Below are 22,809 nucleotides of genomic sequence, written 5' to 3' on the forward strand. Positions count from 1 at the left end.
ATTAATCCTTAAGCTGCTGCAGTACGAATCAAGGCTTTCATATCACGCACGGCTTTTTCCCAACCATCAAAAACCGCTTGTGCCACAATTGCATGACCAATATTAAGCTCGGCAATACCAGGAATCGCCGCCACCGCTTGCACATTCTGATAATGCAAACCATGCCCCGCGTTTACGCGTAAGCCTAACGCTACGCCGTGTGCCGCTCCCACTCGGATACGGTCAAGTTCTTTGGCTGCACTATCAGGGCTAGCAGCATCAGCATACGCTCCTGTATGTAACTCAATCACTGTCGCCCCAGCACGTTGAGCCGCCTCAATTTGCTCTGTACATGCATCAATAAACAAAGAAACACGAATCCCATGATTCTGCAGTTTTTTTACTGCAGCTTGTACTGCCTCGTAATGTGTAATCACATCCAAACCGCCTTCTGTGGTGAGCTCATTACGTTTTTCCGGCACTAAACACACATCTTCCGGTTTGACCTCGCATGCGATATTCAGCATTTCCTCTGTGATCGCGCATTCTAAGTTCATGCGTGTACGAATCGCTTTACGCATTTTCCATACATCAGCGTCTTGAATATGACGTCGATCCTCTCGTAAATGAAGCGTAATCAGGTCAGCCCCGGCTTCTTCGGCACGCACTGCCGCTAAAATCGGATCAGGATAAGTAGTAAGTCGCTGCTGCCGTAAGGTTGCAACATGATCAATATTTACGCCAAGTTCAATCATGTAAATTCCTAATAAGTGTTATCCAGTTGCCATCCGCCTCCAAGGGCTTTATACAACATAACACGATTCAATAATGACTCCATGCCTGTTTGCACAAAGCGCTGCTGTGCCGCATAGAGGTTAATTTCTGCCGTTTGTACCTGCAAAAAGCTATCAATGCCTGTTTCATAGCGAAGATTAGCTAAGCGTAAACTTTCTGCTGCAGCATGCTCCATATCACGCAAAGCATTCAATTGCTCTGTATAGGTGGCCTCGCCCGCTAAAGCATCTGCCACCTCTTTAAACGCCACTTGAATGGCTTTTTCGTAATTGGAGATCGCAATATTTTGACGTGCTTTTGCTAAATCTAAGCCACCCTTAACCCCTCCAGAAAACAAGGGCATGGTGATTTGAGGCGAATACTGCCAATACGTGCGCCCCGAATCAAATAAGGCACTCAAAGAAGGGCTCGCAAAGCCAAATAGCCCTGTAATAGAAATATTTGGAAAAAAAGCCGCGCGCGCCGCACCGATATTGGCATAAGCCGCTTTAAGCTGATGTTCTGCCGCTAAAATATCAGGCCTGCGCACCAGCAAGCTCGAGGGCAAACCCACAGGTATATCGACAACAATTTGCTCTTTACCAAATACAGCTGGTTCCGGTAAATCCTGTGGTAGTTGGGTACCCACCAGCAGAGTTAAGGCATTATAAGCCTGCATTTGAGCCCGCTGCATTGCTTGAATATCAGCACGCACGGTATCCAACTGAACCTGTGCTTGGTGACGCTCTAAGGCTGAAGCTGTCCCCACCTCAAAGAGGCGGTTGACCAAGCGATACGTGCGCTCTCGACTGGCCAAGGTGGATTGCATTAAGTCAACCATCTGCTGCGCGCTACGCCAACGGAAATAGGCTTCTGCAACCTGAGCTACCACGTTAATTCGTACCGTACGCTGTGCTTGCTCAGTCGCTAAATATTGCTGATAAGCGGCCTCGGAAAGATTACGTACGCGACCAAAAAAATCAAGCTCAAACGCTGTAATCCCTACCCCAGCTTGAAAAAACCGGCTGATAGCTGGCGCATCGGGCCCCCCTGCTCGTAAGTCTGAGGGGCTACGTGTTACCTGCCCAGCTCCACCTGCACCAAATGTTGGAAATTGGTCGCTTTGCGCAATACCATATTGAGCGCGAGCCTCCTCAATACGATCCATCGCCATCCGTAAGTCACGGTTATTCAACAAAGCGAGCTCAATCAAAGCTTGTAACCGAGGATCCGCGAAAAAATCACGCCAACCTAAAGCGTCTAGCTTTGACATATCCTGCTCTATAGTGGCCGGATCCTGATGGTCAAACTGCGGCGCCACCGGCGCCATCGGCTGCTCGTATTTGGGGGCTAAAGAACAACCTGCCAAAATCAACGCCATTGCCATCGCAGATAAGCTAAATTTTGCTCCCATCATGATACATGATCTCCTGTCTGCGCCTGTTGTTTGGCTTCAGCACCAAGTAAACGAGGTTTTGTTTTAAACACTTTTATCACTGCCACAAAGAAAGCGGGAACAAATAATACAGCTAAGGGGGTAGCGGCTAACATCCCACCCAATACCCCAAAACCTACGGCGTTTTGACTGGCAGCCCCGGCCCCAGAAGACAAAGCTAAAGGCGTAACCCCTAAAATAAAGGCAAAAGAGGTCATGATAATAGGACGGAAACGCATACGGGCTGCCTCGACGGTGGACTCAATTAAGCCACCACCACGCGCGACCGCGTCTTTAGCAAACTCAATAATCAAAATCGCATTTTTTGCAGAAAGCCCAATAACTGTCACCATGCCCACTTGGAAATAAACATCATTGGCCATCCCTTTGGCCGAGACCAATAAAACGGCTCCTAACATACCTAGTGGCACAGCGAGCATTACCGCTAGGGGTATCGCCCAGCTTTCATATAACGCGGCTAACACCATAAAGACCACGAGAATTGCTAGTCCCATCAATATCGTGCTCTGACCCGCCGCTTGGATTTCCTGGTAAGACAAGCCTGTCCACTCAAAACCAAACCCTGCTGGCAGCTCGCCCACTAGGCGCTCCATTTCCGCCATGGCCTCGCCCGTGGTATAGCCAGGTGCGGCAGAACCACCGATACGAATGGACTCATAACTGTTATAGCGCACAATTTGTACCGGCGCCTGCACGGAATCCGCTGTCACAAAAGTGCTTAACGGCACCATTTCCCCACGATTGTTTTTGGCATTCAGCTTCATCACATCATCAATGTTCATACGGAATCGATCATCCGCTTGTACCCAGATGTTTTCCACCCAGCCCGCGTTCGTATATTTACCAATATATGCGGAGCCTAATGCAGTGGAAATAAGCTGAGCGGCTTCATCAAAGTTAACCCCTTGAGCCGCAGCCTTTTCCCGGTCTATCGTCAAATTCCACTGACGACCAGGCCCTAAGCCAGTAATACGCGTTTGCGTTAAAACCGGGCTTTGTGAGGCCAACATTAAAAGCTGTTGGGATGCTTCAAGCAAAGCCTGATGCCCATGGTTCGCTCGGTCCTCTAGGCGCATATCAAACCCAGAAGCATTCCCCAACGAGCTAATAGCAGGTGGCACGATGGAAAACACCATGGCATCGGGTAAGCCGAAAAGTAAATTCTGCATGGCCTTGCCCGCGATAGCCTGCGCTGAATCACCCGGCCCACGTCGCTCTGCAAAATCTTTTAACGTTACGAAAGCAATGGCCGAGTTCAAACCATTACCGTTAAAGCTAAAACCTTGAACGGCAACAATGTCTTTGACCTGTGGTTGCTGTTGAAAATAATTTTCTACTTGCTCAATAATTTCAATGGTGCGGTTGGATGTAGACCCAGCAGGCAACTCAATGTTAGCTAAGGCAAAGCCCTGGTCTTCTTCGGGTAAAAAAGCAGTAGGCATGCGCATGTAGGCCCAACCTAACAACACCACAAGAAGCACATAGAGCAGCATCATTCGCCCAACAGCACCAAGGCTCTTGCTCACAATACCCATATAGCCTTTGGTGATACCGTTAAAGAAACGGTTAAACCAGCCAAAAAAGCCACGACGTTCTTTACCGTGTTCCCCTTTGGGAATCGGCTTTAACATCGTCACACATAAGGCAGGGGTAAAAGCCAATGCCAAGAAGCCAGAAAATAAAATCGAAACTGACATCGCCACAGCAAACTGGCGATAAATCACCCCGACGGACCCCGACATAAAAGCCAGCGGCAAAAATACCACGGTAAGAATTAAAGTAATCCCTACAATTGCTCCACTAATTTGGGGCATGGCTTTTTTCGTGGCCTCTTTGGGCGATAAGCCCTCTTCGGACATGATGCGCTCAACGTTTTCCACCACCACAATGGCGTCATCCACCAAAATCCCGATAGCTAATACCATCGCGAACATGGTCAATACGTTGATGGAAAAGCCCAACGCATTCATCACCGCTAGCGCCCCCAAAATCGCCACGGGTACAACCAAGGCCGGGATCAAGGTATAGCGAATGTTTTGTAAAAACACAAACATCACGATAAACACCAGCACCATGGCCTCGAGCAATGTATGTACTACTTGCTCAATAGAGGTTTCGATATAAGGTGAGGTGTCATAAGGAATACTGTAGCTAATGCCAGCCGGGAAAAACTCGGCAAGCTCATCCATTTTTGCTTTGATCCCTTTGGCAGTAGATAAGGCATTGGCATCGGGTGAAAGCGAAATAGCAAAAGCCGCCGTGGTTTTCCCATTCAAACGCGCGCCAAACTGGTAGTTATCCGCGCCCACCTCTACACGTGCCACATCTTTAACACGCACACTTGAACCATCCGCATAAGAGCGTAGGATCACGTTTTCAAACTCTTCAGCCGTACGCAACTGCCCGTTCACCACAATAGGGGCCGTCACACGCTGATCACTGGGGTTAGGCGGTGAACCTAAAATCCCGGCAGAAATCAGGACGTTTTGTTGCGCAATAGCAGCGTTGACCTCTGCCATACTGAGGTTATAGCTCACTAGCTTTTCAGGATCTACCCAAATACGCATAGCACGCCCCGCCGCAAACAACTGGAACTTACCCACACCAGGTACACGTGAAATGGCGTTTTGAATATTACGTTTAATGTAGTCTGCCAGCTCGGTTTGTGTAAGCGAGCCATCATCTGATGACAGGGCTACCACAAGTAAAAAGCCAGTATTACTTTGTTCAACTTTCAAGCCTTGTTGCATAACAGCAGCAGGCAACGTCGCCGTCACGTTTGACACGCGGTTTTGTACATCCACCTGTGCCATATCTGGGTCTGTACCTGGAGCAAAAGTAGCTGTGATTTGGCTTTGACCATAGGAGTCACTCACCGACTCGTAATACAACAAGCCTTTAGCCCCGTTCAACTCATTTTCGATCACACTCGCTACCGAGCTGGCCGCATCGTCGGCGGAGGCTCCTGGATAGGTCGCACTAATCGTGATAGCCGGCGGCGCGACTTCAGGATACTGAGACACGGGCATATTAGGTAAGGACAACAAACCCAACAGCGTAATGCCTAGGGCTACCACCCAAGCAAAAATGGGTCTATCAATAAAAAACTGTGGCATGAGCATTATCCATTATTTGAGCTAGAGGACGCGTCTTCTTGTGTCGCTGGAGCCGCTTTCCAGGGCATACCTTGTACAGGTGCACCCGGACGGATTTTCTGGAAGCCCTCTACAATGACGGTACTATTGGGCTCGAGCCCCTCGTTAATAATGACTCGTCCATCGATTGTGCTACCTAATTTCACAGGAACCACTTGTACCACATCGTCTTTAACTATCATTAAAGAGGTCGTGCCGTTAGCTCCATACTGTACTGCTTGTGTAGGGACTAATAACGCTTTTTCATCTACCCCTTGTTCTAAGCGTACACGCACGAACATACCAGGTAACAATAGCTGATCTGGATTAGGAAAAACTGCCCGCATATTTAGTTGACCCGTGGTAGGATCCACAGATACCCCGGAGAAAAGCAGACGCCCTGTTTCCTCATACACGGAGCGATCATCCAATATGGCAGAAACTCGGGCTGCCCCATCGGGATCTGACTTTAAGGTACCATCAGCAATCGCTTTGCGCAGGCTCATGACCTCTCCGACAGGACGAGTAATATCAACATACATCTCATCCAGATGCTGAATGGTTGCCAAATGCGTGGCCTGTGTGGCACTAACTAAAGCACCCTCTGTGATTTCTGCCCGACCAATACGCCCGGAGATGGGCGCAGTTACCTTCGTATAGCCTAAATCAATTTCCGCGGCTTTTAGCGCTGCCTTTGCCGCCGCCACAGCCGCTTGCGCCTGATTTGCTCGTGCCATCGCCGTATCGTAATCCTGACGACTCACTGCATTTTCTTTAATGAGCTTGCCATAGCGCTGAGCCAGCAAAGAAGCGGTCTGTGCTTCGGCCTGTGCATTTTTCAACTGAGCTGCTGCTTGATCACGCACCGCCTCGTAAGGTGCTGGGTCAATAGTAAACAACAAGTCGCCCTCTTTGACCTCTGAGCCTTGCTCAAAGTTAATCGCTGTCACAATACCCGTTACCCGTGCACGAACCTCGGCTTCTTTAATCGCCTCTACGCGGCCGGGAAGCTCAGTAAATATGGGAGTAACCTCTGGTTGGACTTGAATCACACTAACAGGAACCTTCATGCCAGACATATCTTGTTGTTGCGGTTTCTCACCACATGCCGCCAACAATACGGTGGCTGATAACAAAGCAACGCGCAGTGAGCGCCATGCCGTATGGCGATTTCTTAACATGAACAAACTCCTGTAATTCAGGCTAATTAAGCTAGACCGTTTTCGTGGCATAACTTAAGCAATAAATAAATAAACAAATACAGTAAATGGATATCGGCGCCCTGAGGCGCCGATATAGTATGACGAGTTAGCCTAATAATAAGGCATCATCCGTAATGGCTTCGCCCCTCACTTTTTCAAACATGGCGAGTAGATCGGGAACTTGTAGCCCTTTGCGCTCAGGACCGCTAACGTCTAAAACGACCTTGCCTTGATGTAACATAATGGTGCGCTCGCCCACTTCAAGGGCTTGCTTCATGCTGTGCGTTACCATCATTGTTGTGAGCTTACCTTCGCTTACAATGCGCTCGGTCAACGCTAATACAAAATCCGCCGTGCGCGGGTCTAAAGCAGCTGTGTGCTCATCTAGTAACAAAATACGCGATGGCCGCATTGCTGCCATCAATAAGCTCACAGCTTGTCGTTGCCCCCCGGACAGTAGCCCAATTCTATCGCCAAGACGATTCTCCAAGCCCAAGCCCAGTGTTTCTAAGCGCGCCCGAAACTCATCACGCATTGAGGCTTGTACTGCTGTGCTTAAGCCTCTGCGTGAGCCCCTGCAAGTCGCCAGCGCCATGTTCTCTTCGATGGTTAGGTCCTCACAGGTGCCAGCCATTGGATCTTGGAATACACGCGCCACATATTGGGCTCTTTCCCATACTGGCATACGTGTTACATCTTTATCATCGATATGTATAGTACCCGAATCCACGGTCTGGTCGCCAGATACCGTATTCAAAAATGTGGATTTTCCCGCACCATTTGAGCCAATAACTGTCACAAATTGACCACTAGGGATGTCTAACGATAAGCCCCTTAGCGCTTTGGTTTCAATTGGCGTATCTGGATTAAAGGTGAGATAAAGGTTTTTTGCACTTAACATGGTGATTACGCTTTGCGCCCCCCTTTAAACCGTTTTTTCAGTAGAGGAATAACCAGAGCCACTGTAACTAATATTGCTGTGACTAGGTTCAAATCCTGAGCTTTAAGACCAATGAAATCGGCGTTTAACGCCAGCGCAATAAAAAAACGATATAAGATTGCACCTAAAATGACGGCTAAGGTAGCATAGACTAAACGACGAGCTGGTAAAATGCTTTCGCCTACAATCACTGCGGCTAAACCAATCACAATCGTACCAATACCCATCGAGATATCCGCTCCCCCTTGGGACTGGGCAAACAACGCGCCGGCCAAAGCCACTAACGCATTAGAAATAGCCATTCCTAACAGCACCATATTACCTGTGGCCACGCCTTGCGAGCGAGCCATACGGGCATTCGAGCCTGTCGCACGCATCGCTAAACCAGTTTGCGTAGCAAAAAACCAGTCTAAAAGTAGTTTAGCCGCCAGTACAACCACAATAAGCAATAATGGACGCGCCATATAGTCGCCTAAATTTTCTGGCTGTAGTACCGAAAACACCGTGGGCTCCATAATCAATGGGACGTTTGGCTTACCCATAATACGTAGATTAATGGAGTACAACGCGATCATCATCAAAATACTAGCCAATAAGTCCATGATTTTGAGGCGCACGTTTAGCCAGCCGGTTACCATACCAGCACCTGCTCCAATCAGCGTAGCAATAGCTGTCGCTGAGAAGGGATCAAAGCCTTGAGTAATTAATGTTGCAGCAACAGCGCCACCTAGCGGAAAACTACCATCTACCGTTAAATCAGGAAAACGAAGGATGCGAAAAGAAATAAACACCCCTAAGGCCACCAAGCCAAAGATCAGGCCAATTTCTAAAGCACCCCATAAGGAGTAAATAGACATTGTGTGTCAACTCTTAAAAAAGCAGGCACACCCTGATAAGGGCGGCCTGCAACATGGGTGATGAGTTATTCAATAATTTTTGTGGCTGACTTAACAAAGGCTTCGTCTAAAGTTACGCCTTGTTTTTTGGCCGCAGCGGGGTTTACAAACAGCTCCAAACGATCACTGGTTTCCGATGCGATATCCCCAGGTTTTTCCCCTTTTAGAATTCGCACCACCATTTTCCCTGTCTGCAGCCCTAAATCGTAGTAATTCACCCCTAATGCCGCGATGGCTCCACGCGCTACACTATCCGTATCTGAAGCGATAATAGGAATTTTGGCGTCATTGCCCACTTTAACTAAGGCCTCAAAGGCAGAAACCACGTTATTGTCTGTATTGGTGTAGATCACATCCACTTTGCCAACTAGGCTACGAGCCGCTGCACCCACATCCACCGTACGTGCTGCTGTTGCCTCGACTAAGCTCATGTCGTTAGCAGACAATAGTTCACGCAAACGCTCTACCACAACCACAGAGTTAGCTTCGCCTGGGTTATAAACCATACCAACATGTTTGGCCTCGGGCACCACTTGTTTGATCAGCTCTAGCTGCTTTTCGAGCACTAACATATCCGATACGCCGCTCACATTCGTCCCCGAGGGCTCCCAAGAAGGCACTAGCTGAGCTGCCACCGGATCTGTTACCCCAGAGTACACTACTGGTATCGTTTTTGTAGCCGCTACCACCGCTTGTGCTGAGGGCGTAGAAATGGCCACGATTACATCGGATTTATCACCAACGTACTTACGCGCGATTTGAGCGGCAATCGCGGTATTACCCTGGGCGGTTTGAAACTGCCATTTAAGCCCATTGGCTTCGGTATAACCCGCGTCTGTTAGCGCTTGCTTGACACCGTCCCGCACCGAATCTAATGCAGGATGCTCTACGATAGACGACACTGAAACCATTTGTGCCCACGCTGCAGAGGTGGCGAGCAGACTGGTGCTTAATGCCAGACCCAATAGGGTTTTTAGGGTTTTATTGCGTTTCATAATGGGTGCTCCTAGTTATTTTTTATGCAAAAATGCAATTGCGCTCAAGTCTACCCCGATTTGTTGTAAATTGCCGCAGGGAATAACCCTGTCTACCTTGTACAAATACGGACCCCGTTACTATAAACCAACCTTTGCAAAAAACCCCAGCATCTGTTCGTATTATGTTACGTCTTTGGCTGCTCAGCTAGAATCCCTTTGGCCCAACGCCGAGCTGGTAATTTGTATTTCTTCTGTATGTATTCGGCTTGATCCATAAGCATGGCCGTTGTTGTCCGCGATAGATCATCCCCTTTAAATGCCAGTACGACAATATTACCCTCGTCAATTTCAGGCAAAATCAATATATTGCCGTGAAAAGCTTGAGAAATATGATTGATATTCACATCATAACTTTCGTGAGCGCCAAATAAATTTACCGTCATCAAACCCTGCTCATCTAAGCAGCGGTAACATCCTTGATAAAACGCCAACGACGAACATACCGGACCTTGTGCGGCCGCATCATATAAATCCACCATCAACACGCGATATCGATCAAAATGTGTCGGGTCTTGTACCCACGACTCTGCATCCTCATGGTAAATAACCGAGCGTTGATTTTGTGGCAAACGAAAAAAAGCTTGGCACATGGCGGTGACGCGCGGATTAATTTCAACCGTATGCAAATCACTTTGGGTATGCTTCATACAAAAGCGCAGCAGTGAGCCTGCCCCTAAGCCTAATATCGCGATCTCATCATCTTTGCTGACTTCCTGAAAAAGTAACCAAGCCATCATTTGCTGAGTGTAAGTTAAAACCAAATCATGGGGACGCATGATGCGCATAGCGCCTTGAATCCATTGCGTACCAAAATGCAAATAACGAATCCCATCCTCTTCAGAGATGGTGACATCATTCATATCAATGGCTTGATTAAACATTTCCATAGTTAAGATCCTCAGAAAACAAAACGCGCAGGCATAACCTGCGCGTTCAGTATTTTAGTACAAACAATAAAAATTAGCTTTTTGCCATTTTTTTATCGTCTTGTTCTACTTCGTCCTTCTCGACGCGTTTATCGCTTTGATCTTCGCGTGCATCGGGTGCTACCCAGTTTAAGGGCTCAATCACAAGCTCTTTACGACGACGTGTGGGTCGTTTCGTAGCCATACATACACCTCCTGCTAAAAATTTGCGGGACAACCCTTTTGCCCCGCATTCCAATCATTATAACACGAACTATTAAAAAATCCAATAAAGACAAAGACTTACAAATAAAAGTTAAATAAAATGCCCATAAAGACTCCTGCGATACCCCTTCGTCCTATATTGAATTCGGTTATGATCTAAGGAATTTTTACTTTCTTTTTATTTTTTGAGCCAAAAATCGTGAAACTCGCAACGTGGAATGTCAACTCATTACGGGTGCGCCTGCCCCAGGTCATTGACTGGCTACAACAAAACCCCGTGGACGTACTGTGCTTACAAGAGCTTAAACTTCCTCAAGACAAATTCCCGCTCGATGCATTACAAGCCATCGGCTACCAAGCAGTCTGGGCCGGGCAACCCACCTATAACGGCGTCGCCTTGATTAGCAAAACCGAAGGCACACAAGTGCAGCGTAATATTCCTCATTTTGAAGACCCACAGCAACGTGTGATCGCCGCTACCTATGACTCCGCCAAAGGTCCTATACGGGTCATCAGTGCCTACTGCCCAAATGGTCAAGCCCCTGACAGTGATAAATACATTTATAAAATGCAATGGTTTGCTGCTCTAGAAAATTGGTTAAGTGATGAACTACAACATTATCCTCACCTAGCTATTTTAGGGGACTATAATGTAGCGCCCACAGACCTCGATGTGCATGATCCTAAAAAATGGGAAGGCAAAATTCATGTTTCCCCAGCAGAGCGAGCCGCTTGGCAAAAACTCATTGACCTTGGTCTACATGACGCTTTCCGGCATATTCATCCTGAAGACCCTGGTTTTACTTGGTGGGACTATCGACGCGGCGCCTTTAGACGTAACGCAGGTCTACGTATTGACCACGCTTTGCTCTCTACGCCTTTGTTGACCCACTGCTCCGACTGCCTGGTGGACAAATCCCCACGCGCTAATGAGCAGCCTTCGGACCACACCCCTGTTATCGTGCAACTTGATCTCTAACACAGCCAATCCCATTACACGGAGGCAATAATGAGCCAAACCAACCAGTTGATCTCCACCTTAAACGAAGGCGCCGTATTGCAAGTATATGTAGACGGCTGTCTTGTCCACGCTTACGTTGTCGTAAGCGAGCCTAATATTGATAGAGTCGCCGATATCGTCCCACAAGAACGATTTGATGCCGATGGAGATATCCATGTCATGGCCGTCGGCCAACCACAAGACGCAAGCGCTATGATTGATGACGTTAGTCAAAATCTTAACGCTGAGGACACCGTTGTTTTTCTCTGCATTGACCATGCTACCAAAGATGAAGTGCTGAAGCAGTTCGGTATTAACGCAGGTCAAGCTCATCACCACTAAAAGGATACCTATGCCAGCTACGTTTCACGGCAATGTGTTTTTAGTCGCCGCTCCAAGTGGGGCGGGCAAATCCAGTCTTGTTAATGCGCTGTTAGCACAAGAGCCCAATATAGAGCTATCTATATCATGTACAACTCGTCCCATGCGCCCCGGCGAAACCAACGGACAGCACTACCACTTTGTCAGCCTTGAACAATACCAACAGTTACGTGACAGCAATAATTTGCTTGAGCATGCTGAGGTACATGGCAATTTTTATGGCACCCCAGCCCAACCTGTTGAGCAAGCATTAGCCACGGGCAAAGATGTGCTCCTCGAAATTGACTGGCAAGGTGCACGTCAAGTGCGTGAACGCTTTCCTAAAGCCATTGGCATTTTTATCCTCCCCCCTTCTATCCAAGCTCTAGAAGAGCGCTTACGCAAACGTGGTCAAGATGATGACTCAGTGATTGCACGACGCTTACTCGCAGCCGGTGGTGAGATGGCTCACGTTGGCGAGTTCCAATATGCTATTATCAATGATGACTTTGATGTCGCCTTGGCCCAACTACAAGCCATTATTCAAGCGAGTCGCTTACGCACTGCTCAACAGGCGGCGCGCTATGCGGATTTATTTGATCAACTTGGCATCAGTGCCTCTGTGGCCGCAAATTTACTATAATAGTACTTATTGATATTTTGACTTACAGGTAAACCATTATGGCTCGTATTACGGTCGAAGACTGCTTAGAAAAAATCCCAAACCGCTTTAATCTCACTTTAGTCGCGGCATACCGTGCGCGTGAGCTTGCTCAAGGTCACGAACCCCGCTTGGAAAGCAAAAACAAGCCCACAGTGACCGCGTTGCGTGAAGTCGCTGCTGGAGCTACCGGTATGGAAATGTTACGCAAAGTCCCCACCTAATCACTTAGTAGCACAAAAGGACAGGCAATGGCTTTTTCTACCCTCAAAGGCGCCTCTTCAGGCTTACTCGCTGTACTAAAAAAAGGATCCCGACTCGGTCGTCGCAAAGATACCGTATCGGTGCCTAAGCTTGAGCCCGCGAAAAACACCATTGCCTCACTCGCTCCTTTAACTAAAATCATCAGCAAATATCTAGATGAGGCCGATGTAGAGCGTGTACGCGAAGCTTATAAATTAGCCGACGAGGCCCATTTAGGTCAGTTTCGATCAAGCGGTGAGCCCTATATCACTCACCCTATTGCTGTGACTGAAATTTGCGCCGGCTGGAAACTCGATGCCGAGTCCCTCATGGCTGCGCTACTACACGACGTTATCGAAGACCAAGACGTCAGCAAACAAGAGCTTGCTGAAAAATTCGGCACCGATGTTGCTGAGATTGTAGATGGTGTTTCCAAACTAGAGCGCTTGCAGTTTGAAACCAAAAGCCAACAACAAGCCGAAAGCTTTAGAAAAATGTTGTTGGCCATGTCACGCGATGTTCGTGTCATATTAATTAAACTGGCAGACCGCCTGCACAATATGCGCACGCTTGATGCGGTCAGCCCTGAAAAACAACGTCGCATTGCCAAAGAAACCCTAGAAATTTACGCGCCTATTGCGCACCGGCTGGGGCTTAATGCGCTTTTTCGAGAACTCCAAGATCGTTGTTTTCAAGCCATTCATCCTAATCGTTATCGTGTGTTACACAAAGCGCTCCTTGCCGCTCGTGGTAATCGCCGTGATGCGTTAGGAAAAATCAGTGATGCGGTTCATGCTGCGCTGCCTGCCGCTGGGATTGAAGCCGAAATTTCCGGCCGTGAAAAATCCCTCTATAGCATTTTCTGTAAAATGGTTGAACAGAAAAAATCATTTTCTGATGTGTTGGATATTTATGGCTTTAGAATTATTGTCCACACCCTTCCAGAATGCTATTTAACCCTAGGTACATTACACCAGCTTTACAGACCCATTCCTGGAAAATTTAAAGACTACATTGCCATCCCTAAAATCAATGGCTATCAGTCTTTGCATACCACTCTTATTGGCCCTCATGGTACCCCTGTAGAGTTCCAAATACGCACTCGCGAAATGGATCATGTCGCCGAAGAGGGAGTTGCCTCACACTGGCTATATAAAGACGATGACGTTTCTTTGAGCGAGCTACAAAAACGCACACACCGCTGGTTACAATCATTATTAGATATTCAAAGCCAAACTGGGGACTCTAGCGAATTTTTAGAGCACGTAAAAGTCGACCTGTTTCCTGATGCTGTCTACGTCAATACACCTCGTGGCAAAATTATCTCTTTACCACGTGGGGCAACGCCTATTGATTTTGCATATACCATTCACTCGGATATTGGTAACCACGCTGTGGCGGCTAAAGTCAATGATGAGTTCGTATCTTTACGCAGCGAGCTCAAAAGCGGCGATATGGTGGAAATCATCACCTCACCCGCAGCTCGACCCAGTGCACAATGGTTAAATCATGTGCGTACTGGTCGTGCGCGCTCAGAAATACGGCATTATCTGCGTACGGTTCAATACGAGGAATCAGTAGCCTTTGGTCGCCGTCTTTTAAAACAAGCCCTTAATGAGCTCGGCATTGAAATGCCCGCAGACAATGACCCCATGTGGGAAGGGCTGGTGAAAAGCTCAGGTGCAACCTCACAAACTGAAATCCTAGCCGATATTGGTTTAGGCAAACGTTTGGCTGCCGTGGTGGCTCGTCGCTTTATCGCTGATAATCCTCTTATTAAAACCACCGCTGCCGCGGTAGATGAGTACACCTCCACCACCCGAGCCCCCGTCGTCATCCATGGCAATGAAGGCCAAGCCGTTCAGTTAGCCACCTGCTGCGGTCCTCTTCCTGGTGATGCCATTGTCGGTGGCATTCGCATGGGGCATGGCTTAGTTGTGCATATGGCAGAATGCGCCGTCGCCCAACGACAACAAGCCAAAGAACCCGAGCGTTGGATTCCCGTGATCTGGGATACCAAAACCGCTCGCCACTTATCCACACGCCTAGATGTTACTGCTCTTAATGAGCGCGGGGTACTCGGGCGCTTAGCGGCGACAATCACCGAGGCTGACTCTAATATCTTACACCTCACTATGCCCGATGATGAGGGTGTCACTACACTCCTTCACCTGACTATTCAAGTCGATAGCCGCAATCACCTTGCACAGGTTATCCGCTCCATGCGTCAAGTCCCCCAAGTACAAAAGATTGTCCGCGTTAAAGGCCAGGCAAACTAAAAAGCGATTGGCTATAAAGCACAACACCATAACTGAATACTCCAATAACTGTGATCAGTATGGTGTTGCGCCACCACCTAAAGACAATCCACATCACAGTGCAAGCAAGCCCAATCGGACCCACTTGCCCTAAGGCAACCTTAGGGGTATTGAGCCCCACTAATCCACTTAGCGACACCACAAGTAAGGCCACTATTGCAGCGGGACCCAAGGTAACCAAGACCGCGCGTAAGTCTGGGCGCTCGAAAATAGTTTGCAATGTTAAATACCAACGCATGGGTAAATAACGTAATAAATACGTTCCTACTCCAGCGCCTACCAACAAAAAAAACACAGATTTAGTATCCACTTTTACCCTTTTGCTGCAACCAAGCCCATATCCCTCCTATCCCCATACCAATCAATAAGCTGTGATGAGCAGGTAAGTAGTAATGTGCACATAGCGTGGTCGTAGCCACACTCAATAACAAATAACCCGATACATACTGCTTCATATCAAGCAATAAGGCAAAGAATAAAGCAGGCAATACAAAAGCTAAGGTTTGCTGCAATAGCGGCTGCTCCATTAACCAGTCACTGGCAACATAGGCCCCCAACACGGTACCACTCACCCAAGCGCTATAAGCACCTAGCTGCAGTCCCAAATACCAAGCTTCTTTTTGCCCGGGTGGAATTCTACTCAAACGCCCCCGTGCCGTGGCAAATACCTCGTCCGTTAAACCAAATGCCATCAATGCCGGCCAGCGCGGTAGCTCCTTCTGTTGAAATTGGCTTAATAATGCAGGCCCATAAAATAGGTGTCGTAAATTCACAGCAATGGTAATCATCACCATTTGCAGGATAGCGGTCTGCTGCGCAATCAGTACAATCAGAATAAATTGACTAGCTCCCGCATAAACCCCAATGGAGATTAAGGTCGCAAACCAAGGCGACAATCCAGCCTGAACCGCTGCCACCCCAAAAGAAACGGCCACAGGAAAATATCCTAGAGCAATCGAACTACTGGCCCCCAAGCCGCTCAATAGCGCTTTTTTCATACTCTTACCTTTTGGCTTTGCACCTTGAACCACAAAAAACCCCCTATATTAAAAGCATATAGGGGGTTTTCACAACGGTTTACACTTTATAAGCTTATTCCTCTAGCTCTGACTCCATGGCAGTAGCTGCTGCAGGTAAGGTTTTGACCTGTAGCTGATCGCGTAACGCTTGCATAAAGACCTGCTCTTGTGCATTCCCCCAGAGCTGCTGCAACTGCATTTGCAAGAAATCAGCAATTAAAGGATCTGGCGTTGCAGACTCTTTAGCGATAATTTTAACCAGCTGATAGCCTGTTTCGGTTTCCACACCAACATACGCCGGTAGGCTTTGTACGTCGGTTGTCATAATACGATCCAAAGTCGCCTTAGGTAACTGCTGGTTATCAATACGACTCACGGTTAGGCTCTCGGAAAAATCCACAGCGATATCTTCGCCTGCTTGTAGCTGTTTAAGCAGTTGCTGCCCTGCTTTTTGCGTCGCTTCTAAGGCTTTTTCTTGGGCCAAAGTCTGCTCTACCTGCGTACGCAGCTGCTCTAGGCTGGGTACATGTGAGGGCACAAATTCATTGACACGCACCGCTACCAACGTATCCGAAGAAAGCTCAATCACCCCTGCATTTTGCTTCTGCTCTAAAGAGGTAGGTGTATAAAGCGCTCGACGTACACGAGGATCCTCGAGCAAGGCGGCGCTTGCAGAAGGTTGTTTGCTTAAACCAAGCTCAGCCTCGCTAAGCAAACGATCTCGAGCCACACCTTTAGCCTGCAAAATAGGCAAACCTAAGGTCTCAGCCGCCGCCGCTAAGCTCTCGGGGCTTTCATACACTAAGTCGGTTAGCTTAGTTGCCATATCGGCAAAACGCTCCGCTGCTAGTTGTTGACGGGCTTCATTCGTAATCTGCTCGCGCACCGCCTCAAACGGTTGACGCTGCTCTTCTTGGAAGTCATTTGCTTTAAAAATGTGATAGCCATCCGGCCCCTCAATCACACCTGAGACCTCTCCTTTTTTCAAAGCAAATACCGCATTTTGTAGCACCTCGGGCCAATTGCCCTGCGTGATCCAACCAAGCTCGCCCCCTGATGTAGCGCTCCCTTTATCTTGAGAATGCGCCTTAGCAAGCTCCGCAAACTGATCTGGGGCGGCTTGGGCTTGCGCGGCTAAGTCTTTAGCCTGTTTTTGCGCCTCTTGATGTGCGTTGTCTGTAGCACCAGGCTGAATTAAGATATGACTCAAGTGAATACGCGCGGGCGTAACAAAGCGTGCTTTGTTCTGCTCGTAATACGACTGTAGATCTTCGTCTTTTAAGGCAGGTACGCTCTTTACGGCTGCTTGCTCATCCAACAACACATAATCCACATTAACGTAATCAGGTAGACGTAGCTGCTCCTGATTGGCTTGGTACCATTCCTGTATTTCCTCATCGGTAATGCTCTGCTCCGCGACTTTATCAGCAGCCTGAAGCACATGCATCTGAATCGTACGGCTATCAAGCAGGACTTTTTGTAGCTCGTCCTGAATGACTTGAGGTAACACTGCGGTCTGAGTCACAGGGGTGATCACTCGCGCCAAAGCGAGCTCCGCACGCTGAGACTGCTCAAACTGTTTTGAAGTTAAGCCTGCACCAGCCAATAACTGGTTATATCGCTGTGGAGAAAAAACCCCGTCCTCTTGCATTTCGGGCATCGCGGCAATGGCTTGACGCAAAGCCGTATCCGATACACTAAAACGCTCTTTGGTTGCAATCTCAATTAACACACGACGGTCTACCAAAGAATCCAGTAACTGTTGTTTAACCTCTGGTGTTTCCACCACCGCCGGATCAAATGCATTGCCCATAGAACGCTGTAGCTCATGCAGCTGATTACGGCGTGCTTGATCAAACTCTTGAGCAGTGACAGCACTATCCCCTACGCTCACTAGATCCTCATCTCCGGAAACGTAATTGGTATAGCCACTAACGCCAATCAATACAAATGACGGCAAAATCAAGATAAGCAACACCAACTGCATTAAGCGTTGATGTCTACGAATAAAATTGAACATGAATCACCTATTTGGGTTTGCGCACCCATATCGCCATAGATTAGTTACATAGCCAAAGAGTTTACCACTTTGCTTGCAAAGTGCCGCCCCAAAATGCAGGCTAAGGCGTAAAATGGAAGTATTTTACTGCAATCTTTTTTATTTTTTGCCTTTTTATGCCTAGTTCTCCTTTTATTTGGAATTATCCTACGCTCATTGCTCATCGTGGCGCAGGCAAACATGCTCCCGAAAATACCCTTAGTGCGGCTCGTCTTGGCGCCACACATGGGTTTAAAATGATGGAATATGATGTCAAGCTCAGTCGTGATGGCGTGGCTATTTTATTACATGACGACACCATTGATCGTACGTCAAATGCCAAGGGCCCAGCCAGTCAGTATAATCTAGACGAGCTTTTACACTTTGATTTTGGGGGCTGGCTCAACCCAAAATACACCGGTGAGCCCATTTTAACCTTGGCAACCATGGCGCAATTTACTATTGCTCAAGGTATTTGCAGTAATATTGAAATCAAACCGGAAACCGGCTTAGAGGCCGAAACAGGGGCTCGTGTCGCACGTATTGCACAAAAACTCTGGCAGCATGCCAGCATTCCACCTTTGCTTTCATCTTTTTCCGAAACGGCTCTGGAGGCAGCCAAGCTTGCTGCGCCTGAGCTTCCGCGTGCTTTATTAATTGAAAATCATGTACCTGATGACTACCTAACACGTTTACAGCGTTTAGGCTGCGTTGCCCTAAACTTAGATACAACGCTAACCACACAAGCACTGGTTGAGCAAACACGCCAAGCAGGCTATGAAATGTGTATCTGGACAGTGAATGATAAACAACGCGCTCTGGAACTACTAAGCTGGGGCTGCAAAGGTATTGTCACAGATAACATCGACACGATGGCACCACATTGCTTTGATTAACACCCATATCAGCGCGGTGCAAATACTCACTGTTTTTGCACCGCCCCTTGATAACACCATGCTCAAAAAAATCGCTCATTAGGGCGTACATAACGCCATTGCCCTTCTGGCAAATCCCCTAACACCACGTTACCCATGCGTACACGCTTTAGTCCGACGACTTTTAAGCCCACCATTTCACACATACGGCGGATCTGTCGCTTTTTTCCTTCACGTAAAATAAATCGTAACTGATCCTCGTTCAACCAGCTCACCTTAGCGGGGCGCAAAGCCTCACCATCTAAACTTAAGCCATGATTTAATAAGGCTAAACCTCTTTCATCCAAATGACCCGTGACGCGGACCAAGTATTCTTTTTCTATGGGAGAGTCCTCTCCAATCAATTGACGCGCTATCCTCCCATCCTGAGTTAATACCAATAACCCTTGGGAATCGATATCCAAGCGCCCAGCGGGCGCTAAACCACGTAAGTGAGATGCGTCAAAACGCGGCGCATTTTTATTACGGCCCCGAAACTGATTCTGCGCCTGAATCAATGACACCGCATTTTTATACCCCTTTTCTGCCTGCCCAGAGACATAACCAACAGGTTTGTTTAGAATAATCGTAACCCGCTGCGTTTGTTTTTCTCTTGCTGTGCGATGCAGAGTGATTTTGGCAGTTGGCGAGGCTTTTTGACCCAAAACGGCTTTTTGCCCATTGACATAAACCCAGCCACGCTCAATAAACGCGTCTGCTTCACGCCGTGAACACATGCCTCGATCGGCCATTATTTTTGAAATTCGTATTTCCATAACGTTTTGTTAAAGGTTGCTTAATAGGTTGCTATCGCCTCATATCCCTATAGGATGGCGAGAAATGCTTGGCTAAATAACAAATAGCGATTAACTTATTGCTAATTGTTTTAATCTATTGATCCATATCGGTTCTTATGACGCAATCCACTTTTTCTGGCGCTGGTCGCCGCAATGCCGGACTTCTGTCTGGACTACAAGCCTTAGGCGGCGCTAACCCTGCGTTGGTTGTGGCGCTAGGGGGACTGGTTGGGCAGCAACTAGCGAGTAATCCCGAGTACGCCACGCTGCCGGTTAGTCTATTTAATCTAGGGATGGCGATTGGTATTTTACCTGCTGCCTTTTTTATGCGTCGCCTAGGTCGACGCAATGCCTATTTTCTAGGCGCTCTATTAGGGATCTGTGGTGGGCTAACTGCCTATTTGGGCATCACGATCAGTTCTTTTGTCATTTTTAGCCTTGGCACCATTTTAGCCGGTTTTTACTCCTCGTATGTACAAAATTATCGTTTTGCTGCTGCCGATAGTGTCAGCCCGGAATGGCGCCCCAAAGCCATTTCTTGGGTCATGCTTGGGGGGTTAGTGGCTGCCATTGTTGGTACACAAATCATTTTATTTACCCGCGACCTATGGCCTGCTACGCCATTTGCGGCTACCTTTTTAGCCCAAGCTGGCTTGGCAGCCCTTGCTATCCCGCTCATTAGCCTTTTGCGCAGTGATGCCATTCAATCTGCCTCTGTGCATACTTCTACTAGCACCGGCCGCTCCTTATGGGAAATCAGCAAAAATCCACGCTTTATCATAGCCGTGGTAACAGGCATGGTGTCTTATAGTCTTATGAGCTTTATGATGACGGCCTCGCCGTTAGCCATGATTGGTTGTGGTCATAGTGTGCGCGATTCTACATTAGGCGTGCAATGGCATATTTTATCTATGTTTGCGCCGAGTTTTGTCACCTCAATGCTGATTAACCGCTTTGGTAAAATTAGCATCACCCTATTGGGAATTGTATTAATTGGCGCAGCCAGTTTTGCTGCCTTAGCCGGGCTGTCTGTAGCGCACTTTTGGACCAGTTTAATTCTATTAGGCGTGGGCTGGAACTTTAGTTTTATTGGTGCCACTACACTCGTGACCGATTGCTATCGCCCAGAAGAAACCAGCCGTGTACAAGCTTTTAATGATTTTTTAATTTTTGGCTCTGTGGCGCTGTCTTCTTTTTCCTCTGGAAAACTACTCGCCACACAAGGCTGGAACGGCATTAATGTCTGGACCTTCCCTATTGTTGGGGTAGTGAGTCTTGCATTAATTTGGTTGGCCTGGCATGAGCGCCAGCACAAAAATACCCCAGCGGCCTAGGCTGGGGTTGGGGGAGTTATAGTGCTGCTAAGCCTGTTTCCCCAGTACGAATCCGAATAACTTGTTCAACGGGGGTGACAAAAATTTTGCCATCCCCGATTTTTCCTGTTTGTGCCGCACGCATAATGGCTTCGATGATTTCATCACAGCGTTCCGCTGGCACAACAATATCAATACGAATTTTAGGCAAAAAATCCACCACATATTCAGCACCACGATATAGCTCGGTATGCCCTTTTTGGCGACCAAAACCTTTTACTTCGGTGATGGTCAGCCCGGTAATATCTAATTCCCCTAATGCCTCTCGCACCTCTTCGAGCTTAAAAGGCTTAATCATAGCGGTAATTTGTTTCATTGTTCACGTCATATAAAACAAGCAATGGCATATAGTAGCATTAAGCCCGAGCATCTATTGGCGCCAGATCCGTTTTTGCTACGTTTTGTGGATGAAAAGCACCAGCTAAATCCGCTCCAGCCGGCGCTTGATACAAGCGTAAACCCATTTCTGGCAAAATCGCAATCAGATGATCGAAGATATCCCCTTGTAAAGCTTCGTAATTTACCCAAGCGGTATCACTACTAAAACAATAAACTTCCATAGGGATGCCCTCGGCAGTCGGCTCCATCATACGCACCATCATCGTCATATCTGGGTGAACCCCCTCTTTATTTTTGATGTACTCATTCGCATAGGCCCGAAACGTACCAAGATTAGTCAGACGACGACAGTTAACCGGATCTTTGGCGCCCCCTGTCTCATCATAATTTGCCTGCTTTAAAAGGGTTTCTTTTTGCTCCAAATAATCCTTGAGTAAGCTAAAGCGGCGTAATGCTTGAATTTCATCATCACTTAAAAAACGAACGGTACGCGCATCAATACGTAAGCTGCGCTTGATACGCCGCCCCCCTGATTCAAACATTTGACGCCAGTTACGATAGCTTTCAGAAAAGAGCTTATACGTAGGGATAGTGGTTACCGTTTTATCCCAATTCTGAACTTTAACGGTGTGTAAAGCAATGTCGATGACATACCCATCGGCCCCCGCTTGCGGCATCTCGATCCAATCGCCAATGCGCAACATATCATTGGTGCTCATTTGCGCACTGGCGACTAAAGACAATAGCGTATCTTTAAATACCAAAAGCAAAACAGCAGAAAGAGCCCCCAAACCAGAAATCATCAACAAGGGAGATTTATTGGTTAATACCGACACCAATATAATGAAGGCAATACACCAAAAAGCAATGCGAATGAGTTGCAAATAGCCTTTAATCGATCTTGTTTGATCCTGCTTTTTGCTCTCGTAAACATCTTGTGCTGTTAACAATAACGCACTAATCCCACGAAACAAAAAAAACAGGGATACCGCTAAGACAAGGCGGGCAATGACCTCTAGTGTCTGCTGCCCGACGGGAATCATCCCCAGCCCCGTGGCCGTAATAAAAAGTGGGATGGAAGCACTTAAATGTTCCCGCACACGACGTTGCTGCAAAGCAGTTAACCATTCACTTTTACCAATAGTGAGTAAAAACCGCCCTAAAACAATACGCATTGCTACCGAGGTACCCCAGTGCAA

22 protein-coding genes are annotated in these 22,809 nt (G+C 47.7%); 7 read left to right on the forward strand and 15 right to left on the reverse strand.

What is annotated here, in order from left to right; genetic code table 11:
• Nucleotides 1–8: 8 nt before the first annotated feature.
• From Q1V74_RS04725 to Q1V74_RS04765, 9 genes are all read right to left on the reverse strand, one after another.
• Nucleotides 9–734 (reverse strand): pyridoxine 5'-phosphate synthase, encoded by a 726-nt coding sequence (locus tag Q1V74_RS04725; protein WP_300647284.1) that lies wholly within the window; start codon nt 732–734, stop codon nt 9–11.
• Between the two features lie 8 nt (nt 735–742).
• The gene (locus Q1V74_RS04730; RefSeq protein ID WP_300647285.1) at nt 743–2,170 is read right to left on the reverse strand and encodes an efflux transporter outer membrane subunit; all 1,428 of its coding nucleotides are present in this window, start codon (nt 2,168–2,170) and stop codon (nt 743–745) included.
• Nucleotides 2,167–5,325 (reverse strand): efflux RND transporter permease subunit, encoded by a 3,159-nt coding sequence (locus Q1V74_RS04735; RefSeq protein ID WP_300647286.1) that lies wholly within the window; start codon nt 5,323–5,325, stop codon nt 2,167–2,169. Before Q1V74_RS04735 ends, Q1V74_RS04730 begins: the two co-directional genes overlap by 4 nt.
• Before the next feature lie 5 nt (nt 5,326–5,330).
• The gene (locus tag Q1V74_RS04740; RefSeq protein WP_300647287.1) at nt 5,331–6,524 is read right to left on the reverse strand and encodes an efflux RND transporter periplasmic adaptor subunit; all 1,194 of its coding nucleotides are present in this window, start codon (nt 6,522–6,524) and stop codon (nt 5,331–5,333) included.
• Between the two features lie 127 nt (nt 6,525–6,651).
• Nucleotides 6,652–7,446, reverse strand: a complete 795-nt coding sequence (locus Q1V74_RS04745; protein WP_300647288.1) for an ABC transporter ATP-binding protein — start codon at nt 7,444–7,446, stop codon at nt 6,652–6,654.
• A gap of 5 nt (nt 7,447–7,451) precedes the next feature.
• Nucleotides 7,452–8,342 (reverse strand): ABC transporter permease, encoded by an 891-nt coding sequence (locus tag Q1V74_RS04750; RefSeq protein ID WP_300647289.1) that lies wholly within the window; start codon nt 8,340–8,342, stop codon nt 7,452–7,454.
• Between the two features lie 65 nt (nt 8,343–8,407).
• Entirely contained in the window at nt 8,408–9,376 is a 969-nt protein-coding gene (locus Q1V74_RS04755; RefSeq protein ID WP_300647290.1) for an ABC transporter substrate-binding protein, read from the reverse strand.
• Between the two features lie 167 nt (nt 9,377–9,543).
• Complete coding sequence (locus Q1V74_RS04760) at nt 9,544–10,305, reverse strand: spermidine synthase (protein WP_300647291.1); 762 nt, start codon at nt 10,303–10,305, stop codon at nt 9,544–9,546.
• Between the two features lie 73 nt (nt 10,306–10,378).
• Entirely contained in the window at nt 10,379–10,528 is a 150-nt protein-coding gene (locus tag Q1V74_RS04765) for a hypothetical protein (RefSeq protein ID WP_300647292.1), read from the reverse strand.
• A 219-nt stretch (nt 10,529–10,747) separates the two neighbouring features.
• On the opposite strand from Q1V74_RS04765, the gene xth reads away from it, so the two are divergent.
• Genes xth through Q1V74_RS04790 form a run of 5 tightly spaced genes read left to right on the forward strand, consistent with a single transcriptional unit; the run spans nt 10,748 to nt 15,091 of the window.
• Nucleotides 10,748–11,527 (forward strand): exodeoxyribonuclease III, encoded by a 780-nt coding sequence (xth, locus tag Q1V74_RS04770; protein WP_300647293.1) that lies wholly within the window; start codon nt 10,748–10,750, stop codon nt 11,525–11,527.
• A gap of 30 nt (nt 11,528–11,557) precedes the next feature.
• Nucleotides 11,558–11,890, forward strand: a complete 333-nt coding sequence (locus tag Q1V74_RS04775) for a hypothetical protein (RefSeq protein WP_260648667.1) — start codon at nt 11,558–11,560, stop codon at nt 11,888–11,890.
• 10 nt (nt 11,891–11,900) lie between these two features.
• Nucleotides 11,901–12,551 (forward strand): guanylate kinase, encoded by a 651-nt coding sequence (gene gmk, locus Q1V74_RS04780; protein WP_260648666.1) that lies wholly within the window; start codon nt 11,901–11,903, stop codon nt 12,549–12,551.
• A 38-nt stretch (nt 12,552–12,589) separates the two neighbouring features.
• Nucleotides 12,590–12,793, forward strand: a complete 204-nt coding sequence (gene rpoZ / locus Q1V74_RS04785; protein WP_260648665.1) for a DNA-directed RNA polymerase subunit omega — start codon at nt 12,590–12,592, stop codon at nt 12,791–12,793.
• A 27-nt stretch (nt 12,794–12,820) separates the two neighbouring features.
• Entirely contained in the window at nt 12,821–15,091 is a 2,271-nt protein-coding gene (locus tag Q1V74_RS04790; protein WP_300647294.1) for a bifunctional (p)ppGpp synthetase/guanosine-3',5'-bis(diphosphate) 3'-pyrophosphohydrolase, read from the forward strand.
• Here the strand turns inward: Q1V74_RS04790 and Q1V74_RS04795 are convergent.
• The 3 genes from Q1V74_RS04795 to Q1V74_RS04805 all read right to left on the reverse strand — a co-directional run bounded on the left by Q1V74_RS04795 (nt 15,072) and on the right by Q1V74_RS04805 (nt 18,169).
• Nucleotides 15,072–15,440 carry an AzlD domain-containing protein gene (locus tag Q1V74_RS04795; protein ID WP_300647295.1) on the reverse strand — a complete coding sequence of 123 codons (369 nt, stop codon included), beginning with the start codon at nt 15,438–15,440 and terminating at the stop codon, nt 15,072–15,074. The two genes, Q1V74_RS04790 and Q1V74_RS04795, sit on opposite strands and share 20 nt — an antisense overlap.
• Nucleotides 15,430–16,128 (reverse strand): AzlC family ABC transporter permease, encoded by a 699-nt coding sequence (locus Q1V74_RS04800; protein ID WP_300647296.1) that lies wholly within the window; start codon nt 16,126–16,128, stop codon nt 15,430–15,432. The genes Q1V74_RS04795 and Q1V74_RS04800 overlap by 11 nt, the downstream gene beginning before the upstream one ends.
• A gap of 94 nt (nt 16,129–16,222) precedes the next feature.
• Nucleotides 16,223–18,169 (reverse strand): SurA N-terminal domain-containing protein, encoded by a 1,947-nt coding sequence (locus Q1V74_RS04805; RefSeq protein WP_300647297.1) that lies wholly within the window; start codon nt 18,167–18,169, stop codon nt 16,223–16,225.
• 155 nt (nt 18,170–18,324) lie between these two features.
• Here Q1V74_RS04805 and ugpQ point away from each other — a divergent pair, with 155 nt between their 5' ends.
• Nucleotides 18,325–19,083: a glycerophosphodiester phosphodiesterase gene (ugpQ, locus tag Q1V74_RS04810; RefSeq protein ID WP_260648660.1), complete on the forward strand. Its 759-nt coding sequence runs from the start codon at nt 18,325–18,327 to the stop codon at nt 19,081–19,083.
• A 62-nt stretch (nt 19,084–19,145) separates the two neighbouring features.
• Here ugpQ and Q1V74_RS04815 read toward each other — a convergent pair whose 3' ends face one another.
• Nucleotides 19,146–19,877 (reverse strand): pseudouridine synthase, encoded by a 732-nt coding sequence (locus Q1V74_RS04815; RefSeq protein ID WP_260648659.1) that lies wholly within the window; start codon nt 19,875–19,877, stop codon nt 19,146–19,148.
• A gap of 137 nt (nt 19,878–20,014) precedes the next feature.
• On the opposite strand from Q1V74_RS04815, the gene Q1V74_RS04820 reads away from it, so the two are divergent.
• Nucleotides 20,015–21,232 (forward strand): MFS transporter, encoded by a 1,218-nt coding sequence (locus tag Q1V74_RS04820; RefSeq protein ID WP_300647299.1) that lies wholly within the window; start codon nt 20,015–20,017, stop codon nt 21,230–21,232.
• Between the two features lie 16 nt (nt 21,233–21,248).
• Here the strand turns inward: Q1V74_RS04820 and Q1V74_RS04825 are convergent, their stop codons facing one another.
• Both Q1V74_RS04825 and Q1V74_RS04830 read right to left on the reverse strand, forming a co-directional pair.
• Entirely contained in the window at nt 21,249–21,587 is a 339-nt protein-coding gene (locus Q1V74_RS04825) for a P-II family nitrogen regulator (RefSeq protein WP_260648657.1), read from the reverse strand.
• A gap of 40 nt (nt 21,588–21,627) precedes the next feature.
• The coding region (locus tag Q1V74_RS04830) for a mechanosensitive ion channel domain-containing protein (protein ID WP_300647300.1) at nt 21,628–22,809 on the reverse strand (1,182 nt) is incomplete at its 5' end.

This window comes from Paenalcaligenes sp. (genome assembly GCF_030152715.1).
Taxonomy (GTDB): domain Bacteria; phylum Pseudomonadota; class Gammaproteobacteria; order Burkholderiales; family Burkholderiaceae_B; genus Paenalcaligenes; species Paenalcaligenes hermetiae.